Here is an 18,887-nt window from a genome sequence, read left to right as displayed (position 1 = left end):
CCCGCTACCCCCCCCCCTCCCCCCCCCAACCGGGTCGGGCCGCCCCGACCGCCCCGCCCCTCTCTCATGCACTTGCCGTCAGCAGACGTTCACGGACGCGTTGCCGGTGATCGTCCAGTTCGTGTTCTCGCCGCAGGGCGACTCGCGCACCGACGTGTTGTCGACCCGCATCGTGATCCAGACGTCCTTGTTGTTCGCGAACTCCGTGCGGGCCGCGAGGCGCACCTCGCCGCCGCCGTTGACGGTCCCGCCCCGGATCGAGACGTTGTAGCAGTTCTCGATCAGGACCGCGTTGTTCCCGTTGCTCGCCAGGTCGACGTTCTTGATGACCACGCCGCCGGACTGCGAGACGCAGAAGATCCCGCGCCCGCCCCCTCGGGAGATCACGTTGTCGACCCAGATGTTCGTGGCGTAGCCGCCGCTCGCGGTCTTGCCGTTGGTGTTCGCCATCCGGAAGGTCGCGTAGCCGGTGCCCGCGCCGACGTTGTTCCCGTCGACCGTGCCGACCCAGCCGTTGCGCGAGTTCTGGATCAGGAGGCCCGACTCGCCGACGTTCCGCGCCGTCACCTTCGTGATGTTGAACCCGTCGATGTTCCACGTCTCGACGGCGTGGCTGCCCGCGCCCGAGACGTAGATGTCGTTCATGGTCACGTTGTAGTTCCAGGCGGCGTCGCGGTCGAAGCGGATGCCGAGGCCGCCGCTCAGGGTCAGGTCGATGTCGCCGAGCTTGAGGCCGTTCGTGCCCGAGAACCGCAGCCCGAAGTACGGGTTGCCGGTCATCTTGAGGAACGCGATGTTGACGTCGGTGGTGTTGATCGCCTCGATCGCGCCGCGGCCGGAGCGGTTGCCCACGTTGATGGTGCCGCAGCCTTCGAAGGTCTTGCCGCTCTGGATGGTGATGGTGCTCGCGCCGATCGAGCCGGAGGCCATGACGGCGACGCGTTGGCCGCTGGAGATGGTGTCGACGCCGGCCTGGACGGCGGCGCGGTAGTCGCCGCCGCTGTAGACGGTGGTCGAGCCCTCCTTGGTGACGTAGGCGCCGCTGGAGCCGGTGACCGTGGCGTGGGGGGAGTTGGCGCCGCACGTGGACTGGGCGACGGCGGCGCCGTCCAGTGCCGGGAGTGCGACGGCGCCGGCCGCGCCGGCGATGACGGCGGCGGCGGTCGCGATCAGGGTGCGGAGTCTTCGCTTCGGTGCGAGGGACATTGCTGCTCCTGGGAGTGGTTGATCCAATGAAACGATTCAATTGAGATATCGATATGAATCGATTTAATGGGATCATAGCGGGCGGATCGCGGTTTGGAAAGCGCTGGCCGGGACAAATCGCATGTTCCAAGCACCGCAACCGATCCTGGAGGAACCGGGCAGGAAGCGCCGCCGCGCCCGCCTTCGGTCAAGGCACGGCGAAGGGCGGCCGACCACGTCGACCGCCCTCCCGATATGCCGGTGGCATATCACATGTCATATGGCGCTTAAGGAGACCGAGCCCTAGTCGCGCTTGTAGCCGACCACGAGCTCGCCGGCGAGCTGCTCGCAGAACAGGCCGATGTCGGTGATCACGCCGATCGCCTGCGCCGAGCCCCGGTCGGCGAGCTTGGTGACCGTCGCGGGGTTGATGTCGACGCTCACGAGCGGCACCTTCGCGGGCAGGAGGTTCCCGGTCGCGATCGAGTGCAGCATCGTCGCGACCATGATCGCGAAGCCCACGCCGGGGAGCGCGGCGCGCATGGCGCGCTGGCCCTCGATGACGTCGGTGTACACGTCGGGGAGCGGGCCGTCGTCGCGCACGGAGCCGACGAGCACGAACTCCTTCTTGTTCTTGACCATCGCGTGCATGATGCCGCCCTTGAGGACGCCCTGCTCGACGGCTTCGGCGATCGACCCGCAGGAGCGGATCTGGTTGATGGCGCGGATGTGGTGCTCGTGGCCGTGCGGCACGCCGTGGCCCTTGTCGAGGTCGACGCCGAGCGAGGTGCCGAACAGGTTCGACTCGATGTCATGGGCCGCAAGGGCGTTGCCTGCGAAGATGACGTCCGCGTAGCCCTCGTTGATGAGCGCTTCGAGGGCCTTGCCGGCTCCGGTGTGGACGATGGCGGGGCCGCCGACCCACAGGATCTTCTCGCCGCGGGCCTTGACCTCGCGCATGCGCTCGGCGATCTGGCGCACCTGGAGCGCCTGCGGCCGTTCGGAGGAGACGCCGCCGCTCATGAACTCGAAGTTCGAGGACTCGGGGCTCTTGCGCTCGGGCTCGGGCAGCGGCAGGACCTTGACGCCCTCGCCGCCGCAGACGACGAGCTCGCCGGCCTTGACGTCCGAGACCGGGAGGGTCTTGGCGCTGGCGTGGTCCTCCGAGACGATGATCCCGCAGTCCATTTCGGAGTTCTCGACTTCCATCCAGCTGCCGTTCAGGCGGATCTGGGTGTCGAAGTTCGTGGTCGAGTAGAAGTCCTCCGGGAAGACGCCGTCGCGCGGGGCCGGTTTGAGCACGGCGACGCCGGGGTCGAGCGGGTTCGCGCCGTGCGTCTGGAGCCGCATGACGATGCGCTCGACCAGCTCGGGCGTCTCGGCGGAGACGGTGAGCTGGACGTAGGACTCGTCGGTGTGGTGGCGGCCCACGTCGAAGCGGTCGATCGTGTAGGCCCCCGAGTACTCGAGGACGTCGTCCATGACGCGGGCGAAGACGCCCTGGTCGATGAGGTGTCCGCGCAGCTCGACGGTCTTTGAGTGTTCCACGTTGGTGCTCCTGTTGCTTCCCGGCCTCTAGCGGTGCCGAGACGAGCCTAGCTCCCGGCCCGGGGGCGCGGCGGCAGGCTCCGCGGGGTTCAGGCGGCGGCGGGCGGGGGCGCGGCCGCGGCCTTCGCGGCCTCGATCTCCTCGGGCGCGGGCCAGTTGCGGGTGACCAGGTACTGGATGAGGAACCCGATGAGGCCCCAGGCGCCCACGACGTACGGCAGGGACGCGCCGAGCTCGACGACGAGGCCGACCCCGGCGATGGCGATGCCTTGGCACAGTTGGAGACCGGAGTTGGCGGCGGCGACGACGCGGCCGCGCCAGCCGTCGGGGATGCACTGCGCGAGGGTCGCGTTCATCGGGGCCATGATCATGTTCGCGACGCCCGCGCCGACCGCGATGAGGAGCACCCCGGCGAGCGGCGGGTCGAGCAGCGCGCTCGTCAGGACGGCTGGGCCGATGAACGCGAGCGGCCGGATGAGCCTGTCCCGCACCGAGGGCCGCACGAACCGCGTGAACAGGAGCGTCGCGATCACGGCGGCGGCGGCGTCGACGGCCATGATGAGGCCCTGCGTCTTCGAGTCCGCGTGCAGGTGCGCCGACCAGAGGACCGCGACGCCCTCGGGGACGGCGGTGAGCGCGAACAGGCCCCAGATCCCGAACGAGACGGTGCGCAGGACCTTGTTGTCGCGCAGCATCCGCAGGCCGTCGGCGGTCTCGGTGAGCACGTGGCGGCGCTCTTCGCGCTTGTTCACGGAGGGCCGGTACTGGACGAGGATGCTGATCGCGATCGCGCTGACCACGAACAGGCCGGCGTTGATCGCGAGCGCGACGTGCGGGTCGATCGCGGCGAGGAGGCCGCCCGCGAGGTAGCCGATGATCTGGGCGGTCGCGGCGGCGCTGAAGGTGAGCGCGATGGCGACCGAGAGGGCGTCGCCGGTGAGGATCTGCGCGAGGGTCGCGACGCGGGCGGCGTTGTACGCGGGCTGGACGGCGGCGACGGCGAAGACGATGGCGATCATCGCCGCGATCGGGAGGCCGGGGATGAGGAGGAGCGCGATGAGGCCGGCGCGGAGCACGTCGCACACGATCATGACGTTCCGGTACGCGTACCGGTCCACAATGGCCCCGAGGACTTGGGCGAGGCCGAGGTAGGGGGCGAAGCTGATCGCGAACGAGGCGGCGGCGAGCGCGGAGGACTGGGTGTGCTGCCACACGAGGAAGGTGACGGCGACGCGGTTGAGCATGGCGCCGGCGTTCGAGAGGCAGAACGCCAGGAGGAACGCGGCGGCCTCGCGGTCGCCGAAGACCTGGGAGAACGACGGCTTGCGGTCGGATTCGGAAGCGTCGTCGGCGGGTCCGGCCGGAGCCGGCGGGGGGTTCTGGTTCGACACTGGGCCTTCCTCGTTCTCGGCTCCGCGAGCGTCGGCCTCGGGTGCCGGTCTGCACCGTCGCAGCCTGCCGCCACGGGGTCGGGGTGCGGCGCGGTCGGCGTCGGACACGGCAGGGACCGTGCCGGCGCAGGGGTTCGCCGAGCCTCCGCCTCCGAAGTGCGTTCATACCTGAAGGGCGGTAAGTGACAATCCTCCGCGATTGCCGCAAGTGTCACCAGTCTGCCCCTGGCGCATGTGGTTGTCAAGCGTCCCACTGTGTTCAAAGTGTAAAAACCCGGACGGAGCAGGTGGGTCCGTAATGACCGCACAAAGCTACGCCTCCCGCCCCGCCCGGGAGGCGGCGGCCTCGGTTCGATAACGGTGGTGTCAAGGGAGCAGCGCGGCAGCGTCAACGCACGACTCGCATGCTTCGCCTCGATGAGATCGCCGGCGCACCCCTGCTCGGAGGCCCGGGCCCGGCGGTATCCTCCAATGAGCTTTGTAGGAACCGTCTAAGGAGTCGAGCGATGACCGCCAGCGCCGAATGGACCGCCCGCGACGCATCGACCGTGTGGCACCCCTTCACCCAGCACGCCAACTGGACCGAGGACCGGCCCGTCGTCGTCGACCGCGCCGAGGGCCCCTGGCTCATCGACGTGGACGGCCGCCGCTACCTCGACGGCGTCTCCTCACTGTGGACCACCACACTCGGCCACGGCCACCCCGACATCAACGCCGCCATCACCGCCCAGCTCGCCAAGCTCGACCACTCCACGTTCCTCGGCACCACCCACACCCCCGGCATCGAACTCTCCGAAGCGCTCATCGACCTGGCGCCCAAGTCGGACGGGCCGCCGCTGACCAAGGTCTTCTACGCCGGCGACGGCTCCTCCGCCGTCGAGGCCGCGCTCAAGATCGCCTACCAGTACTCGACCCAGACCGGCCGCTCCCGACCCAAGTTCGTGCGCCTCGACCACGCCTACCACGGCGACACCCTCGGCGCCGTCGCCGTCGGCGGCCACGACCTCTTCCACCAGGCCTACAAGCCGCTGCTGCTCGACACGATCGGCGTCAGCTCGCCCGGCGACCGGGCGCTCGGGGCGGACCGCTACGCCGTGGCGCTCGCCGACCTGCGCGCCGTCATGGAGGCATCGGGCGACCAGGTCTGCGCGATCATCGTCGAACCGATGATCCAAGGCGCGGCCGGAATGCTCGACTACGACGCCGACTACCTCCGCACCGCAAGGGAACTCGCCGACGCGCACGGCGCGCTCCTCATCTTCGACGAGGTCGCCACCGGCTTCGGCCGCACCGGGAAGATGTGGGCCGCGGAGCACGCCGGCGTCGTCCCCGACCTGCTCACCTGCGGCAAAGGCATCACCGGCGGGTACCTGCCGCTCTCCGCGGTGCTCGCCGCCGAACACGTCTACGAGGCCTTCCTGACCCGGCCCGGGGACACCGCGCCGCGCACCTTCTTCCACGGCCACACTTACACCGCGAACCCCCTGTGCTGCGCCGCCGCGCTGGCGAACCTGCGCGTCATGGGGGAGCAGGACGTCGTCGGCCAGGCCGTCCGGCTCGGCGAACGGCTCACGAAACTGCTGGAACCGGTGGGCGCCAAGGACGGCGTGGTCGAGATCCGGCAGCTCGGGACGATGATCGGCGTCGAGGTCGCACCGGTCGGCGAGCGCACCGGCTTCGCGGTGTGCCAGGCCGCGCGCGAACGCGGCGTGTGGCTGCGGCCCCTGGGCGACACGGTGGTGCTCATGCCGCCGCTGACCCTCGGCGACGACGAGACCGACCTGCTCGTGAACGCCCTCACCGAGGCGGTCGACGAGGTCGTGGGATGACGGCCCCGGTCGGGACCTCATCGCCCGACGCCGTATGGAACCGCCTGGCGCGCAAGGCGGAACTCCGCTCGAAGGCCGGGCTGACGCGCACCGTGCGGCCACGGGCCGCCGCGATCGACCTCGCCGGGAACGACTACCTCGGGCTCTCCCGACACCCGGCGGTACTGACCGCCGCGGCGGCCGCGCTCGCCGAGTACGGACTCGGCGCGGGCGGCTCGCGGCTCGTGCGCGGCACGACCGGGCTCCACGAGCAGTTCGAAGCGGACTTCGCGCGGCACACCGGCACCGAGACCGCCGTCCTCTACTCCTCGGGTTACATGGCCAACCTCGGCGCGGTGGCCGCGCTGGCCGGGCCGGTCCTGCTCGACGCCCACGCCCACGCGTCGCTCCACGACGCGGCCCGCCTCGCCGGGGGCCGCTCGGACACGTTCTCGCACAACGACCTCGAGGACCTGGAACGGCAACTGCGGGAGCTGCGGCCCTCGATCGTCGCGATCGAGTCGGTGTACTCGGTCCTCGGCGACGCGGCGCCGCTCCGGGAGATCCACGCCCTGACGAGCGCTCACGGGGCGCTGCTGCTGGTCGACGAGGCCCACGGGATCGGCACGGTCGGACCGCGCGGCGCGGGCGGGGTCGCGGCGGCGGGGCTCGCGGGCGATCCCGGGGTGGTCGTCACGGCCACCCTCTCGAAGGCACTGGGTGCCGCGGGAGGCGTGGTGGCCGGACCGGCCACGCTGCGCCGCCACCTGCACGACACCGGTCGCACCTTCATCTACGACACCGCACCGCCGCCCGCGGTGATCGCCGGAGCCGGCGCGGCGCTGGCGATCGCGAGCGAATCCGAAAGCGCCCAAACCGAACTCGCCCGCCGTGCAGCTCTGGCGGCGGAGGTTCTCGGTGCGCCGACTCCGGCTGCCGGGGTGCTCTCGCCGCCTGCGGGGGACGCGAAGGCGGCCACCGGCTGGGCCGAGCGCTGCGCGGCGGCAGGGGTGGCGGTCGGCTGCTTCAGGCCGCCGTCCACACCGGACCACCGGTCGCGGCTGCGGGTCACGATCAACACGGGGGTCGACGCGGCCGACTTCGGCAGGGCACTCGAGGTGATCGCAGCGACCAGGCCGGAATCCGAGGAAGCGTGAGCGGGTCTTGTGGGTCGCCCAGTGGTACATCACATGTCACGCACCACGGCCCGATCGCGAAGGCAAGGGGCCAGGCGGCGATGAGCACGCCGCAGTCCGACCACCGGCCACTCTCCAAGCGCCGGTGGCATATCACATGTCACGCATTTCCGCCCTTGCCACACTCGCCCTCGCCCCATGGCACATCACATGTCACACAGCGCCTTCCACTCCGCACCACCCTCCGCGCGACCGCGCCGACCGGCCGCCGTGCTCGCTTCGCCGCTTGCTCAACAGTTAGGTTGGACCCGTGATCGCCTTCGAAGGACCGGTCCTGGTGACCGGCACCGACACCGGGGTCGGCAAGACCGTCGCCACCGCCGCGCTCGCCGCTTACCTGATGCGGCAGGGCCGCAGCGTCGAGGTCGTCAAGATCGCCCAGACCGGCGACGATGACGACGCCGCCGAGGTCACGCGCCTCTCCGGCGCGCCCGCCCGGGCCCTCGCCTTCTACCCGGACCCGCTGGCGCCCTTCACGGCCGCGCGCTGCAGCGGGCTGCCGCTGCTCCACCTGCACGAGGTCGCCGAGACGGTCCTCGAAGCGAAGTCCGACGTGGTCCTCCTCGAAGGCGCCGGCGGCCTGCTTGTGCAGCTCGGCGCGGGCGGCTGGACCGCCCGGGACCTCGCCGTCGAGCTCGGCTGCCCGGCCGTCGTGGTCGCGCGGGCCGGACTCGGGACGCTCAACCACACGGCCCTGACTCTGGAAGCGCTGGCGCGGCGCGGCATCGCCGCGTCCGTCCTCATCGGGTCGTGGCCGCTCGAGCCGGGCCTCGCCGAGTACGAGAACCTGAAGGACCTTCCGGGCCGCCGTCTCGGCTGGATCCCCGCCGGGGCGGCCGACCTCGACCCCGAGGTCTTCCGGCTGAGCGCGTCGGAATGGTTCGACATGGAAGGGGACCTGCGCCGCTTCGGCGCCGACCCCCAGTAGATCTCGTCCCCGCGAGTCGCCACACTTCGCGGTTTTACGCTCACTCTCTGTGGATATCGTGTTCGGGTGAAGCGGTTGCTGCTCTACACCCTCGGCGTGTTCAGCGCGATCGGGGGCTTCGCCGACATCGGGAACATCGTCGCCAGGTCACCGACCTCGACACGGTCGTCTCGATCACCTGCAAGGCAGCCCGAGCGGCCGCGAGCCCGGCCGGGGAACGCATCAGGCGCAAGGTGATCGGCAAGATTCCAGGAGCCGGCGATGCGAGCGGATGAGCTCATCGGCAGGCGCGTCCACGCGCCCGGAAGCCGCCGCCGCTACGTGATCGACGTGCGTACCCGCACCGAGGACGGCCGGCTCGTCGTCGACGGCCTCATCGTCGGCCGCCACCACTGGCGCATGTTCGGCCACGAGCACCGCCGCGAGCACGGCCCGATCCTCATGCGCCGCATCGTCGAGACCCTCCACCGCGACACCCGCTACGCGCCCTGGGGCGACCTTGAACTCGACGGCGACACCGTGCGCCTCACCCGTGACTGGGACGACCTGCCCCACCTGCCCGGCCTCGACGCGTCACAAGGATGACGCTCGCTCCCACCGCGGTGGCGCCCGCGCAGTACATTGACAGCGAACCGGCCCAATAGGTGCCGAATCAGTGCGATGCGGGCGCCTCTACCCCCGGCGCCCGCATCGCACTACACGCCCACCTGCCCGTTCGCGACCGGGAACGCCGCCGCGAACCGCGCGGCCGCCAACGGCAGGAACCGGTCCATCCCGAACCCGATCCCGGCATCGCCGACGGGCCGGAACTCGCAGCGCATCCGCAGGCCGTCGTCCTCGTCGTGGCTCACCACCGTGTGGTCCCACGCGTCCCGCTCCTCCGCCGTCCGCAGCCAGCAGTAACTCGTCACCTGGTGGCCGTGCTCGTACATCGGGCCGCGCATCAGCTTGTTGCCCAGCACCTCCCCGAACCCCGGCTCGGCGACCCCGGTCTCCTCACGCGCCTCGCGCACCGCCGCCTCCCCGATCGTCTCGTGCGCCAGCGCCCCGCCGCCGGGAATCTGCACGCCCGCTTCGGGACTGTCGCGGTGCAGGATCACCAGGACCTCGAGCTCGGGCCGTCCGGGAAGCCGCCGCAGGACATAGGACGCGGCACGTTGACGGAAGTCCAGGAATTCACGCATCCCGCCAGCCTCGCAAGGAACGCCGACGGCGGCAATCCGATATCAGCGCCGCGCCACGACGAGCGGGCTCGGCATCCGGAACGACAGATTCGGCTCGCTCACCGGCTCCGCCACGACCCGGCAGCGGGGGAGCAGCGGCGCGAGCTCCGCCACGACCACTTCGGCTTCCATGCGCGACAACTGGCTCCCCAGGCAGCGGTGCGCGCCCGCCCCGAACGCCAGGTGACGCCGCGAGCCCCGCTGGCCCGGGACCATCCGCATCGGACACTCGGCCACGCCCTCGTCCACGCCCGCCGCACCGAGCCACACCAGCACCGACTCGCCCGCGCGCACCGCGAAACCGCCGATCTCGGTGTCCTCCTTGGCGACCCGCCGCCACGACGTGATCGGCGGCAGCAGCCGCAGCCCTTCCTCGACGATCGCGGCGGGCGCCGCGTCGAGCAGCTCCGGCTCCTCGATCAGCCGGTGCAGCAGCAGCGTCAAGAACTGCGAGGTCGTCTCCTGGCCGGCCACGAGCAGGAAGAACAGAGCCGCCGTCGCCGCGTCCTCCCCGTACGTCTCCAGCAGTTCCCTTGTCGCGCCGGTCGATTCGGCCGTCCAGCCGCGCAGCAGTGCGTGGAACGGGCCCACGATCCCGGCCAGCTCGCGCTGGCGCTCCGGCGTCGGGTCGCCCCAGAACAGTTCGAGCGCGGCCCGGCTGAAGCGCTTGACCTCAACGGCCGCTTCGACTTCCAGTCCCAGGAGCCGCGCCAGTGCGGCGAGCGGGATCTCCGAGGACACCGCCGCGTCCACGTCCACGGTCTCGCCCGCGCGCAGCCGCCACGCGACCCCGGCGGCGGTCCGCCGTGCCAGGCCCGTGAGCCACGGCCGCAGCGCCTCCACGTTCGCGGGCGCGAACACCTCGCCGAACGCGGCCCGGATCCGCTCGTGCGAATCGGTGTCGTTGTTGGCGAGGGTGGCCGGCAGCCGGAACCGGTGCCGCGTCAGCTCCCGCAGGGCGTCAGTGGGGATCGGAGTGACCGCGTCGAGCGCGTTCGCGGCCGAGAACCGGTCGCGGTCGGCCAGCACCTGCCTGGCGAGACGGTGCGAGGACACCACCACCTGCCCGTCGCGCCGCAGGACGGGGGCGTCGGGTCGGGGATGTTTCCACAGCTCGAAGAGCACGCGCGCAGCCTACCTCCCCCGAAAGTACGAGTCCCGTTCACGGTAATCTGCTCTCAGTCTTTCGGCGCCCCGCACCGCGAACCGCCCCCGGCGGTCGACCCCGCGGGGGCCGCCGTCCGGCATCTGACTGCATGCCCACCGTAAGGAGCCTTTGCCTTGCAGGAGTACTCCTCCCAGGCCGCCTACGACCGCGGCGAGGCCGTCTGCGTGATCGGCGCCGGAGCGTCCGGCCTCATCGCCGTCAAGAACCTCCGCGAGAACGGCTTCGAAGTGGACTGCTACGAGCGCGACACCGTGCTCGGCGGCCTGTGGAACCCGCAGAACCAGCACAGCCCGCTCTACCCCAACACCCACCTCGTCACCTCCCGGTCCCAGACCGAGATCCCCGACTTCCCGATGCCCGACGACTGGCCGGACTACCCCTCCGCGACCCAGATGCTCGAGTACCTGACCTCGTACGCCAAGCACTTCGGGCTCTCCGAGCACGTCTGGTACGGCTCCGAGATCTCCCATCTCGAACCGGTCGAGGGCTCCCGCTTCGAGGTCGTCGTCAAACCCGCCGCCGGCGCCGCCGCCCGGCGCCTGCGCTACGGCGCGGTCATCATCGCGACCGGCCACCACTGGGCCCCGAACCTGCCGTCCTACCCGGGCCTGGACGACTTCCGCGGCACCGTCCTGCACTCCTCGCAGCTCAAGGACGCGTCCCGCCTGCGCGGCAAGCACGTCCTCGTCATCGGCGGCGGCAACTCCGGCGTCGACATCGCCTGCGAGGCCGCCGTGAACGCCGCGAGCTGCGTGCACTCCGTGCGCCGCGGCACCTGGCACCTGCCCAAGTACCTCGGCGGCGAGCCCGCCGACTACGCGCTCGCGCGCCTCTCCTCCCGCCCGAAGCTCCTGCGCCGCTTCCTCACCGACCGGACCCTCAAGGGCCCCAAGCGACTCGCCGAGCGCATGGGCGTCGAGGCGCCCGGCCACGGCCCCGGCGACGAGGAGCCGGTGCGCAACGGCCGGTACCTCGAGCACGTCGGGGACGGCTCCATCAAGCGCCGCGGGGAGGTCGCCCGCTTCGACGGCTACGACGTCGCGTTCGCGGACGGCACCGAGATCCGCCCCGACCTCGTCGTCCTCGCCACCGGCTACCAACCCAAGATCGCCTGCGTCGCACCGGAACTGCTCGGCGGCACCCGCGACGCGCCCGCACCGCGGCTGTTCGCGCGCATGTTCTCGCCCAAGGCCCAGACCCTTGCGGTCGCCGGGCTCGTCGAACCCGGCGTGGGCGTGCTCCCGATCGTCCACTGGCAGACCCACGCGATCGCGCGGTGGCTGCAGATCCGCAAGAGCGACCCCGAGCGCGCCGAGAGCTTCAAGCTGCAGGTCAACGCCGAGTCGGGCCATAACGCGGTGGAGCACGTCGACCCGCGCCGCCGCCTCGTGGTCGACGCCGAGGAGTACCTGGCCAGCCTCGGCCGCATCATCGACACCCTCGAACAGGAGCCCGCCAAATGAGCCTCACCGCCTGGATCCGGCGCGCCCGCACCCCCGAGCCGGTCGCGGTCCGGCGCGAGATCGCCGTCTTCGAGCCCGCCGACCTCTTCGACATCGAGATCAAGGACAACCCCGAGACGAACCCGGTGCTGTGCTGCACCGGCGACCCGGCCGGGGCGGCGGCCTTCAACGCCTTGTGGCTCAAGCGGATCGCGACCTCGGGACGGTACGCGGCGGCCGTGAGCGTGCGCGGCCAGGGCGGCACCCCCGCCGCCGAAGGCGGCCCCGACGCGAAGGCCCACGACGTCGTGCAGGCCGCGGTCACCGTGCCCCGCCAGACGGTCCTCATCGGACACCGCGAGGGCGCGGCCTGGGCCGCGCTGGCGGCAGGCCGCTACCCGGCGGCGGGCCTCGTGCTCGTGTCGCCGCAGCGGTTCCCGAAGCAGCTCCCGAAACCGGTGGGCGAACCGCCGGTGCTCCTCGTGGTGAGCGAGTCCGAGACGCAGTCGAAGGAAGTCCAGGCGGTCTCGGAGGAGTACGGCATCACGCCGCTCACCTTCGCGGGCGCCCCGGACGACGTCTTCAAAGGCGCGAACGCCGAAGCCCTCCTCGACACGATCCTGTCCTGGCTCGACGCCCAGAAGCACTGACGCGGGCACGGCGAGCACTGATTGCCGCGCACGCCGAAAGCCTTACTGCGGGCTGGGTTTGGTTCCCCGGTTATCCACGGTAGCGGCGCGAACCTGAAGCGGAGCTGAAGAAGCCGCGGCGGCCGGCCGCGAGCCGCCCGCGGCAGCGAGCGCCGTTCGGACGCACGCCGAGTGTCCATGTCGGCGTCGGGAAGGGCCCCCGGTTTCGAAGCTAGCCGGGCGTACCTGAAGCGGAGCTGAAGGCGGACCGGGCCGGGCCCGCCCGCAGCGCGGATTCACCCGTTCGAGTCAGCGCATCTCCTCCGCACCCGCGACCGTGCCGCGGACGCGCCGTTTCCACGCAGCGCTCAGACGACCGCGCCGTCGTCGGTGTCGTCCGGTTCCCTGTCCGGGCGCAGGCGGCTGATCAGCAACCACACGCCCATCAGGAACCCCACGAACCCGACCAGGCGGCCCGGGCTCGTACCCAGCGGCGCCATGCCCGGATTCACCAGCAGCGCGATACCGCCGATGATGAGCAGCACCCCGCCGACCGCCGGCAGGCTCGGCCACGGCACCGGAGGCGGCTCCGGCGGCTCGTAGTCGTCCTCGTCGTCATCCGGCAGGTCCGCGTCCCACAGCTCCAGCAGCCCCGGCTCGTCGTCCGACGAGGACGACACCACCGGAGGCGTCATCGGCACGACCTCGGTCGGGTGCTCCTCGGCGTCGAGCCCCTTCACGAGCCCGCTCCCCGTGTCCCCCAAGCCCTTGATGAGCTCGTTGAACCGGCGGTCGACGTCCTCGGGGCGCAGCTCCCCAGGCCCGCCCTTCCCGGCGTCCTGCTCGCCGCTCTCGGGCTCGCCGTTGCCCTCCTGCTCACTGCGGTCAGTCATGGACACCTCGGGCCTTCACAAGCTGCCGGTTCATGAACTCGACACTCCCGGAGAAGATCGTCTCGGCGTCGTAGTCGAGCGTCGCCACATGGAAGCTCCGCGGCAGCACCGTCGACTCGACATCCTTGGAACGCACACCCGCCCGGATCACCGCACTGTTGCGCGGACTCACCACATGGTCCTCCGCACTCGTGAAGATCCGCAGCGGCACCGTCACCCGCGCCAGCTCCGGCCGCGTCACCGCCCACAACCGCCGCAGCGACGCGTACGCCGCCACCGGCGTCCGCGACGTCGTCTTCTCCCGCACGTCCGGCTTGTTCAAGTCGGACCCGATCGAAGCGACACTCGGCATCACGTACCGCAGCACCGGCGCCAGAAAACCCTGCGGCTTGTCGTCGAAGATCGCCGGATTCACCAGCACCAGCCCCGACAGGTCACCGCCGCGCTGCTCCGCCAACCGCAGGCACAGCGACCCGCCCATCGACAGGCCGCCCGCGAACACCGGCCGGCCCAGCGCCAGCGCCTCGTCCAACGCCTCCTCGAGCCGCCGGTACCACTGCTGCCACGTCGCCTTCGCCAGCACCTGCCACGTCTCGCCGTGTCCCGGCAGCAGCGGCGACACGACATTGAAGCCCTCGCCGCGCAGGTATTCGCCCCAAGGCCGCATGCTCGCCGGATCGGAGGTGAAACCGTGGCACAGCACCATCGTGGCCTTGGCGTCGGCACCGAGGTCGAACGTGAACTCCTCGGAATCGTTCGTCACGTCGCCTCCCGGATCGCTGAATGACGTGGCGCGGGAATCCCCCGGGCCCGTTCACGCCCCGCCGGTCCGAACCGGCGGCGGGACGGTCCCATTTCGCGCCGCTTGCCCATTCTCGCACGCGTCCGGGGACCGCCGCCACCGCGCGGGAGGGCCGCCCCGACCCGCTCCACGCCCGCGGGGAGCGTTCGCCGCGAAGCGAATAGACCGGTACCGATACGCTTGAACGCGTGATCTACTGGGTGCTGAAGGCGACGCTGGGCTCGCTGCTGTGGGTCGTCTACCGGCCGCAGGTCGAAGGGCTCGAACACGTGCCCGAGGACGGCCCCGCGATCCTGGCCTCCAACCACCTCGCCGTCACCGACTCCTTCTTCATGCCCCTCGTCGTCAAGCGCCGCGTCACGTTCATCGCGAAAGAGGAGTACTTCACCGGTACCGGCTTCAAAGGCTGGTTCGTGCGCACCTTCATGAACGCCGTCGGCGCCATCCCCGTCGACCGCGCCGGCGGCGACGCCGCCAGCGCCTCCCTCGACACCGGGAAACGCGTCCTCTCCGAAGGCCGCCTCTTCGGCATCTACCCCGAAGGCACCCGCTCGCCCGACGGCCGCCTCTACCGCGGCAAGACCGGCGTCGCCCGCCTCGCGCTCCAGACCGGCTCCCCGGTCGTCCCGGTCGCCATGCTCAACACCGGTGAGCTGCAGCCCATCGGGAAGCGCATCCCCCGCGTCGGGCGCGTCAAGATCAAGTTCGGGCCCTCGCTCGACTTCAACCGCTACCGCGACCTCGTGGGCGACCGCTTCATCGAACGCGCCGTCACCGACGAGGTCATGGACGCCCTCAGGGCACTCTCCGGCCAGGACTACGTCGACGAGTACGCCGCGAAGTTCAAGGACAAGGGGAAGCAGTAACCCCGGTCGAACCGGGTTCCGGCGCACGCTCTTACTCAGGCCCCCGCAGTGCCTCTTTTCGGGTCCCCCGCCCGGCTACTCAGGCCCCCCGAAGCCCGCCCGCCTCCGAAGCGCAGGCAGGTCCACCACGACGATCTTGCGGCCCTCCGTGCGCAGCCACCCGCGGTTCGCGAAGATCCCGATCGCCTGGTTCACGCTCTGGCGCGAACCACCGGCCATCTCCGCCAACTGCGTCTGGTTCAACTCGATCGTGGTCATGGGGGAGGAGTGCTGCTCCGCGAGCCGCACCAGCGTCTTCGCCACCCGGCCCGGCAGATCCAGGAACACGTGGTCCGAGGACTGCTCCGTCAAACGCCGCACGATCATGCCCATCGACCGCAGCACCGCGTCCAGCATCTTCGGGTTCCCGTGCACCAGTTCGAGGAACGACGACCGCGCCAGCGCCAGCGCCGACGTGTCCTCCAAAGCCTCCGCGCTGGCCGACCGGGGCGAGCCGTCCAGGAGCGAGACCTCGCCGAGCACTTCGGGGGCGCGGGCGACGTGGAGCATCGCGCGCTCGCCGGTCGCGGCGGTGCGGAAGACGCTCACCGCGCCCGAGCGGATCATGATGAGCGATTCGCCCGGCTCGCCTTCGAAGAACAGGAGGTGCCCACGCCGGTAGTGGCGCTGTACCGCCACACCCGCGATCTGCCGCCGTGCCTGCGGGTCGAGGCCGGCGAACATGGCGACGCCTGCAAGCGGGTCTTCAGATGGGCTGACACCCATAGTTCTCCCCCTTCGGTGGGTCCCGGGTCCGCGGGTTCCCTCCGATGATCGCTGTCTTTTCCGTCGTTGTACAGAGCCCAGTGTCGGAAACTTCACGCTCCGTTGGGCCGTGTGTCCAGACGGCGCACTTGTCACTCGACCGAGTGTACGATCAAGTCTACGTGCTTTCGCGTCGATTGTCCGGTATCGCTTCGCTCGCGCGCGGACCGCGAGGTCAGATTCCGGCTGCCTGATCGTATGGCGTAGCGTCGACTCCAGTCCGGCGACATACGGGCGGGGCCCAAGAACGGCCGAAAAGACCGCCCGTGATCATACGAAAGGCCGATGCGTGGCGTACCGATACTTCTACGACTGCGAGTTCATCGAGGACGGTCGCACGATCGACCTGGTCTCGATCGCCGTCGTCGACGAGCAAGGGCGCGAGTACTACGCCGTGTCGACCGAGTTCGACCCCTCCCGCGCGATCGACTGGGTGCGCCGCAACGTCCTCGACAAGCTCCCGCCGCCGGCGAGCACCCTGTGGAAGAGCCGCGCCACCATCCGCGACGAGCTGTACGACTTCCTCGTCTCGCCCGTGCGCAAGAAGACCGGCTCCCACCCGGGCGAGCGGGTCGAGCTGTGGGCCTGGATCGGCGCGTACGACCACGTCGTGTTCGCGCAGCTCTGGGGCACCATGCCCGAGCTGCCTCGGGCGCTGCCGCGCATGACCAAGGACCTGCGCCAGCGCTGGGAGGACCTCGGCCGCCCCGAGCTGCCGACGACCCCCGACGCGGACATGCACGACGCCCTCACCGACGCCAAGCTCAACCTCGCCCGCTGGAAGGCCCTCGAGGCGTTCCGCGCCGAGCGCGCCGCGTACGGCCCGGTCGAATCCCACCACTAGGCCGCCTCGCCGAACCCCTGGTCGCCGCCCCCGGTCCCCGATATAGGCTGGGCGTGTTTCGGCAATGGGGCCGCCCAGTTAACAGTCCTGACTCCAGGGAGTAAGACACATGCGCATTGGCGTGCTCACCGGCGGCGGTGACTGCCCCGGTCTCAACGCGGTCATCCGTGCCGCGGTCCGCAAGGGCAGCAAGGAATACGGCCACGAGTTCGTGGGCTTCCGCTACGGCTGGCGGGGTCCGATCGAGGGCATCACCCAGCCCCTGGACTGGGACACGGTCGAGAACATCCTCGACCAGGGCGGCACCATCCTCCACTCCTCGCGCACCAACCCTTACAAGATCGAGGGCGGCGTCGAGGCCATCAAGAAGAACATGGCCGCGCTGGGCGTGGACGCGCTCATCGCGATCGGCGGCGAGGACACCCTCGGCGTCGCCACGAAGCTGACCGCCGACGGCGTCAACTGCGTCGGCGTGCCGAAGACGATCGACAACGACCTCTCGGGCACCGACTACACCTTCGGCTTCGACACCGCGGTGAACATCGCGACCGAGGCCATCGACCGCCTGTGGACGACCGCGGACTCGCACGACCGCTGCATCGTCGTCGAGATCATGGGCCGCCACGCCGGCTGGATGACGCTGCACGCGGGCATCGCGGGCGGCGCGAACGTCACCCTCATCCCCGAGGTCGCGTTCGACATCGAGAAGGTCGCGAACTTCGTCAAGGAGCGCAAGGAGGCCGGCAAGGCCACCATCGTCGCCGTCTCCGAGGGCGCGCACGCCCAGGAGGGCATGGTCCTCAAGGACGGCGAGGTTGACGCGTTCGGCCACGTCAAGCTCGGCGGCGTCGGCGACTGGGTCGCCAAGGAGATCAAGGAGCGCGCGGACATCGAGACCCGCGCGATCATCCTCGGCCACCTGCAGCGCGGCGGCACCCCGACCGCGTTCGACCGCGTGCTCGCGACCCGCCTCGGCCTCGAGGCCGCCGCGGCCGTGAACGAGGGCGACTTCGGCAAGATGATGGCGATCCAGGGCACCAACGTCGTGCGCATCCCGATCCACGAGGGCACCGATGTCCTGAAGACCGTCCCGGTCGAGCGGTATGCCGACGCCGAGGTCTTCTTCGGCGTTTAAGTAAAGGTCCGCTGGGGTTCCGGTGGACCCCCTGAGAGAAAATCTGAGCTGCGTTTCGCTCGTCGCAAGTACGCTCCGCACACGTACTAGCTCCTCACGAAGCCTTGTCAGATTTCCACTCAGGGCGTCCCTTGGGCCCGGGACCGACCGTCCAAAAGGCGCAACCACGGGCACGCCCGGTCGTTAGACCAGGCGTGCCCGTGGCTTCTCTAGAGGAAATCGGCGAGATCCCGCATCTCGCCGATTTCACGTATCACAAGACCCTGCCGGACATCGACTTCGAGGCGATCCCCGTGGCGGGTCTCGACGCCGACTTCTACCGGCGTCCGGTCGGCGGCCGGACCCTCAGCGTCGGCGTGTACCGCTTCGGCGGTGCCGAGACGCACCGGGCCTGGGGCTGGGTGGGCGAGGCGCACTGCTCGTGGCACGCCTACCGGAACCCCGCGACCGGCGGTTTCGACGGCCCCTTCCAGGGCTGCCCGGTGTTCCGGCTGCTGCGCGACGGCGACCGGCTCTCCGGGTTCGAGCTCGGCTCAGGCGGCCTCGCCCGGCAGTTCTTTCTGCGCCAGGGTTTCGCGCCGCGTCACCCGGCGCGTGTACCAGATCGCCGCGATCGTGATCGCGAGGCCGACGAACAGGCCGCTGCCGGCGAACAGTGCCGAGGCGGTCTTTGAGAAGCCCAGGATCGCGACCGGCAACTGCACGAAGGCGACCAGGCCGACCAGCAGCCACTTGCTGCGTCCCTTGCCCCAGAGCAGCGCGGTCCAGATCGGAGCGACCACAATGGCGAGCACCGCGATGTCGAGTGCCCAGTGCACCACCGGGTTCTGAACCCTGTCGTGCTGGAACGCCATCGCCGGAGTCGAGACCGAGACGATCATGGCGGCGACGGTCGCCACGAATGCGAGACGACGTGTCATGCGCAACCTCCTCTGCGTGCGATGCCTTAACGCTACGTCCGGTAATCGTGTGTGTCTGTCGGGTATCCGCCACTTGGGGTTATTTTCCGAGGCCACGGGGCTGCG

The 18,887-nt window shown here is 70.4% G+C and carries 19 protein-coding genes; 9 read left to right on the top strand and 10 right to left on the bottom strand.

The window, feature by feature from the left end:
* Positions 1-78: 78 nt before the first annotated feature.
* The 3 genes from O2L01_RS17390 to O2L01_RS17380 all read right to left on the bottom strand — a co-directional run bounded on the left by O2L01_RS17390 (position 79) and on the right by O2L01_RS17380 (position 4,124).
* Entirely contained in the window at positions 79-1,206 is a 1,128-nt protein-coding gene (locus tag O2L01_RS17390) for a hypothetical protein (RefSeq protein WP_270123260.1), read from the bottom strand.
* Between the two features lie 282 nt (positions 1,207-1,488).
* Entirely contained in the window at positions 1,489-2,733 is a 1,245-nt protein-coding gene (locus tag O2L01_RS17385) for an ornithine cyclodeaminase, nickel-pincer nucleotide-dependent (RefSeq protein WP_270123259.1), read from the bottom strand.
* An 89-nt stretch (positions 2,734-2,822) separates the two neighbouring features.
* A complete protein-coding gene (locus tag O2L01_RS17380; RefSeq protein WP_270123258.1) occupies positions 2,823-4,124 on the bottom strand; it encodes an MFS transporter in 1,302 nt (433 codons plus the stop codon).
* A 506-nt stretch (positions 4,125-4,630) separates the two neighbouring features.
* Between O2L01_RS17380 and bioA the strand changes: the two genes are divergently transcribed.
* From bioA to O2L01_RS17360, 4 genes are all read left to right on the top strand, one after another.
* Positions 4,631-5,953 carry an adenosylmethionine--8-amino-7-oxononanoate transaminase gene (gene bioA / locus O2L01_RS17375; RefSeq protein WP_270123257.1) on the top strand — a complete coding sequence of 441 codons (1,323 nt, stop codon included), beginning with the start codon at positions 4,631-4,633 and terminating at the stop codon, positions 5,951-5,953.
* Entirely contained in the window at positions 5,950-7,089 is a 1,140-nt protein-coding gene (locus tag O2L01_RS17370; protein WP_270123256.1) for an aminotransferase class I/II-fold pyridoxal phosphate-dependent enzyme, read from the top strand. Before bioA ends, O2L01_RS17370 begins: the two co-directional genes overlap by 4 nt.
* Before the next feature lie 289 nt (positions 7,090-7,378).
* The gene (gene bioD, locus O2L01_RS17365) at positions 7,379-8,056 is read left to right on the top strand and encodes a dethiobiotin synthase (protein WP_270123255.1); all 678 of its coding nucleotides are present in this window, start codon (positions 7,379-7,381) and stop codon (positions 8,054-8,056) included.
* A gap of 261 nt (positions 8,057-8,317) precedes the next feature.
* The gene (locus O2L01_RS17360) at positions 8,318-8,641 is read left to right on the top strand and encodes a hypothetical protein (protein WP_270123254.1); all 324 of its coding nucleotides are present in this window, start codon (positions 8,318-8,320) and stop codon (positions 8,639-8,641) included.
* A 110-nt stretch (positions 8,642-8,751) separates the two neighbouring features.
* Here the strand turns inward: O2L01_RS17360 and O2L01_RS17355 are convergent, their stop codons facing one another.
* A complete protein-coding gene (locus O2L01_RS17355) occupies positions 8,752-9,240 on the bottom strand; it encodes an NUDIX hydrolase (RefSeq protein WP_270123253.1) in 489 nt (162 codons plus the stop codon).
* 42 nt (positions 9,241-9,282) lie between these two features.
* Positions 9,283-10,404, bottom strand: coding sequence for a cytochrome P450 (locus O2L01_RS17350; protein WP_270123252.1), 1,122 nt, complete (start codon positions 10,402-10,404; stop codon positions 9,283-9,285).
* A 156-nt stretch (positions 10,405-10,560) separates the two neighbouring features.
* Between O2L01_RS17350 and O2L01_RS17345 the strand changes: the two genes are divergently transcribed.
* A complete protein-coding gene (locus O2L01_RS17345; RefSeq protein WP_270123251.1) occupies positions 10,561-11,910 on the top strand; it encodes a flavin-containing monooxygenase in 1,350 nt (449 codons plus the stop codon).
* Positions 11,907-12,539, top strand: coding sequence for an alpha/beta fold hydrolase (locus O2L01_RS17340; RefSeq protein WP_270123250.1), 633 nt, complete (start codon positions 11,907-11,909; stop codon positions 12,537-12,539). The genes O2L01_RS17345 and O2L01_RS17340 overlap by 4 nt, the downstream gene beginning before the upstream one ends.
* A gap of 347 nt (positions 12,540-12,886) precedes the next feature.
* Here O2L01_RS17340 and O2L01_RS17335 read toward each other — a convergent pair whose 3' ends face one another.
* Both O2L01_RS17335 and O2L01_RS17330 read right to left on the bottom strand, forming a co-directional pair.
* Positions 12,887-13,411, bottom strand: a complete 525-nt coding sequence (locus O2L01_RS17335) for a DUF308 domain-containing protein (RefSeq protein WP_270123249.1) — start codon at positions 13,409-13,411, stop codon at positions 12,887-12,889.
* Positions 13,404-14,174, bottom strand: coding sequence for an alpha/beta hydrolase (locus O2L01_RS17330; protein ID WP_270123248.1), 771 nt, complete (start codon positions 14,172-14,174; stop codon positions 13,404-13,406). Before O2L01_RS17330 ends, O2L01_RS17335 begins: the two co-directional genes overlap by 8 nt.
* A 227-nt stretch (positions 14,175-14,401) precedes the next feature.
* Here O2L01_RS17330 and O2L01_RS17325 point away from each other — a divergent pair, with 227 nt between their 5' ends.
* Positions 14,402-15,079 (top strand): lysophospholipid acyltransferase family protein, encoded by a 678-nt coding sequence (locus O2L01_RS17325; RefSeq protein WP_270123247.1) that lies wholly within the window; start codon positions 14,402-14,404, stop codon positions 15,077-15,079.
* Between the two features lie 75 nt (positions 15,080-15,154).
* On the opposite strand, the gene O2L01_RS17320 is transcribed toward O2L01_RS17325, so the two are convergent.
* A complete protein-coding gene (locus tag O2L01_RS17320) occupies positions 15,155-15,844 on the bottom strand; it encodes a Crp/Fnr family transcriptional regulator (protein WP_198667126.1) in 690 nt (229 codons plus the stop codon).
* Positions 15,845-16,172: 328 nt separating this feature from the next.
* Between O2L01_RS17320 and O2L01_RS17315 the strand changes: the two genes are divergently transcribed.
* Together O2L01_RS17315 and O2L01_RS17310 are read left to right on the top strand one after the other, a co-directional pair.
* Entirely contained in the window at positions 16,173-16,727 is a 555-nt protein-coding gene (locus tag O2L01_RS17315; RefSeq protein WP_270123246.1) for a polyadenylate-specific 3'-exoribonuclease AS, read from the top strand.
* A 109-nt stretch (positions 16,728-16,836) separates the two neighbouring features.
* Positions 16,837-17,862, top strand: coding sequence for a 6-phosphofructokinase (locus O2L01_RS17310; RefSeq protein ID WP_270123245.1), 1,026 nt, complete (start codon positions 16,837-16,839; stop codon positions 17,860-17,862).
* A gap of 209 nt (positions 17,863-18,071) precedes the next feature.
* Here the strand turns inward: O2L01_RS17310 and O2L01_RS17305 are convergent, their stop codons facing one another.
* Positions 18,072-18,278, bottom strand: a complete 207-nt coding sequence (locus O2L01_RS17305; protein WP_270123244.1) for a hypothetical protein — start codon at positions 18,276-18,278, stop codon at positions 18,072-18,074.
* Between the two features lie 117 nt (positions 18,279-18,395).
* On the bottom strand, positions 18,396-18,782 hold the full coding sequence (locus O2L01_RS17300; RefSeq protein WP_270123243.1) for a hypothetical protein: 387 nt from the start codon (positions 18,780-18,782) through the stop codon (positions 18,396-18,398).
* Positions 18,783-18,887 lie beyond the last annotated feature (105 nt).

This window comes from Glycomyces lechevalierae, from assembly GCF_027622945.1.
GTDB lineage: Bacteria > Actinomycetota > Actinomycetes > Mycobacteriales > Micromonosporaceae > Glycomyces > Glycomyces rutgersensis.
This window is presented reverse-complemented; position numbering and strand designations above follow the sequence as displayed.

Excerpts from the sequence above, each read along its gene's own strand:
- O2L01_RS17390 (WP_270123260.1), bottom strand. The coding sequence starts at position 1,206 with ATGTCCCTCGCACCGAAGCGAAGACTCCGCACCCTGATCGCGACCGCC.
- bioA (WP_270123257.1), top strand. The coding sequence starts at position 4,631 with ATGACCGCCAGCGCCGAATGGACCGCCCGCGACGCATCGACCGTGTGG.
- O2L01_RS17370 (WP_270123256.1), top strand. The coding sequence starts at position 5,950 with ATGACGGCCCCGGTCGGGACCTCATCGCCCGACGCCGTATGGAACCGC.
- O2L01_RS17360 (WP_270123254.1), top strand. The coding sequence starts at position 8,318 with ATGCGAGCGGATGAGCTCATCGGCAGGCGCGTCCACGCGCCCGGAAGC.
- O2L01_RS17355 (WP_270123253.1), bottom strand. The coding sequence starts at position 9,240 with ATGCGTGAATTCCTGGACTTCCGTCAACGTGCCGCGTCCTATGTCCTG.
- O2L01_RS17340 (WP_270123250.1), top strand. The coding sequence starts at position 11,907 with ATGAGCCTCACCGCCTGGATCCGGCGCGCCCGCACCCCCGAGCCGGTC.
- O2L01_RS17335 (WP_270123249.1), bottom strand. The coding sequence starts at position 13,411 with ATGACTGACCGCAGTGAGCAGGAGGGCAACGGCGAGCCCGAGAGCGGC.
- O2L01_RS17320 (WP_198667126.1), bottom strand. The coding sequence starts at position 15,844 with ATGGGTGTCAGCCCATCTGAAGACCCGCTTGCAGGCGTCGCCATGTTC.
- O2L01_RS17310 (WP_270123245.1), top strand. The coding sequence starts at position 16,837 with ATGCGCATTGGCGTGCTCACCGGCGGCGGTGACTGCCCCGGTCTCAAC.
- O2L01_RS17300 (WP_270123243.1), bottom strand. The coding sequence starts at position 18,782 with ATGACACGTCGTCTCGCATTCGTGGCGACCGTCGCCGCCATGATCGTC.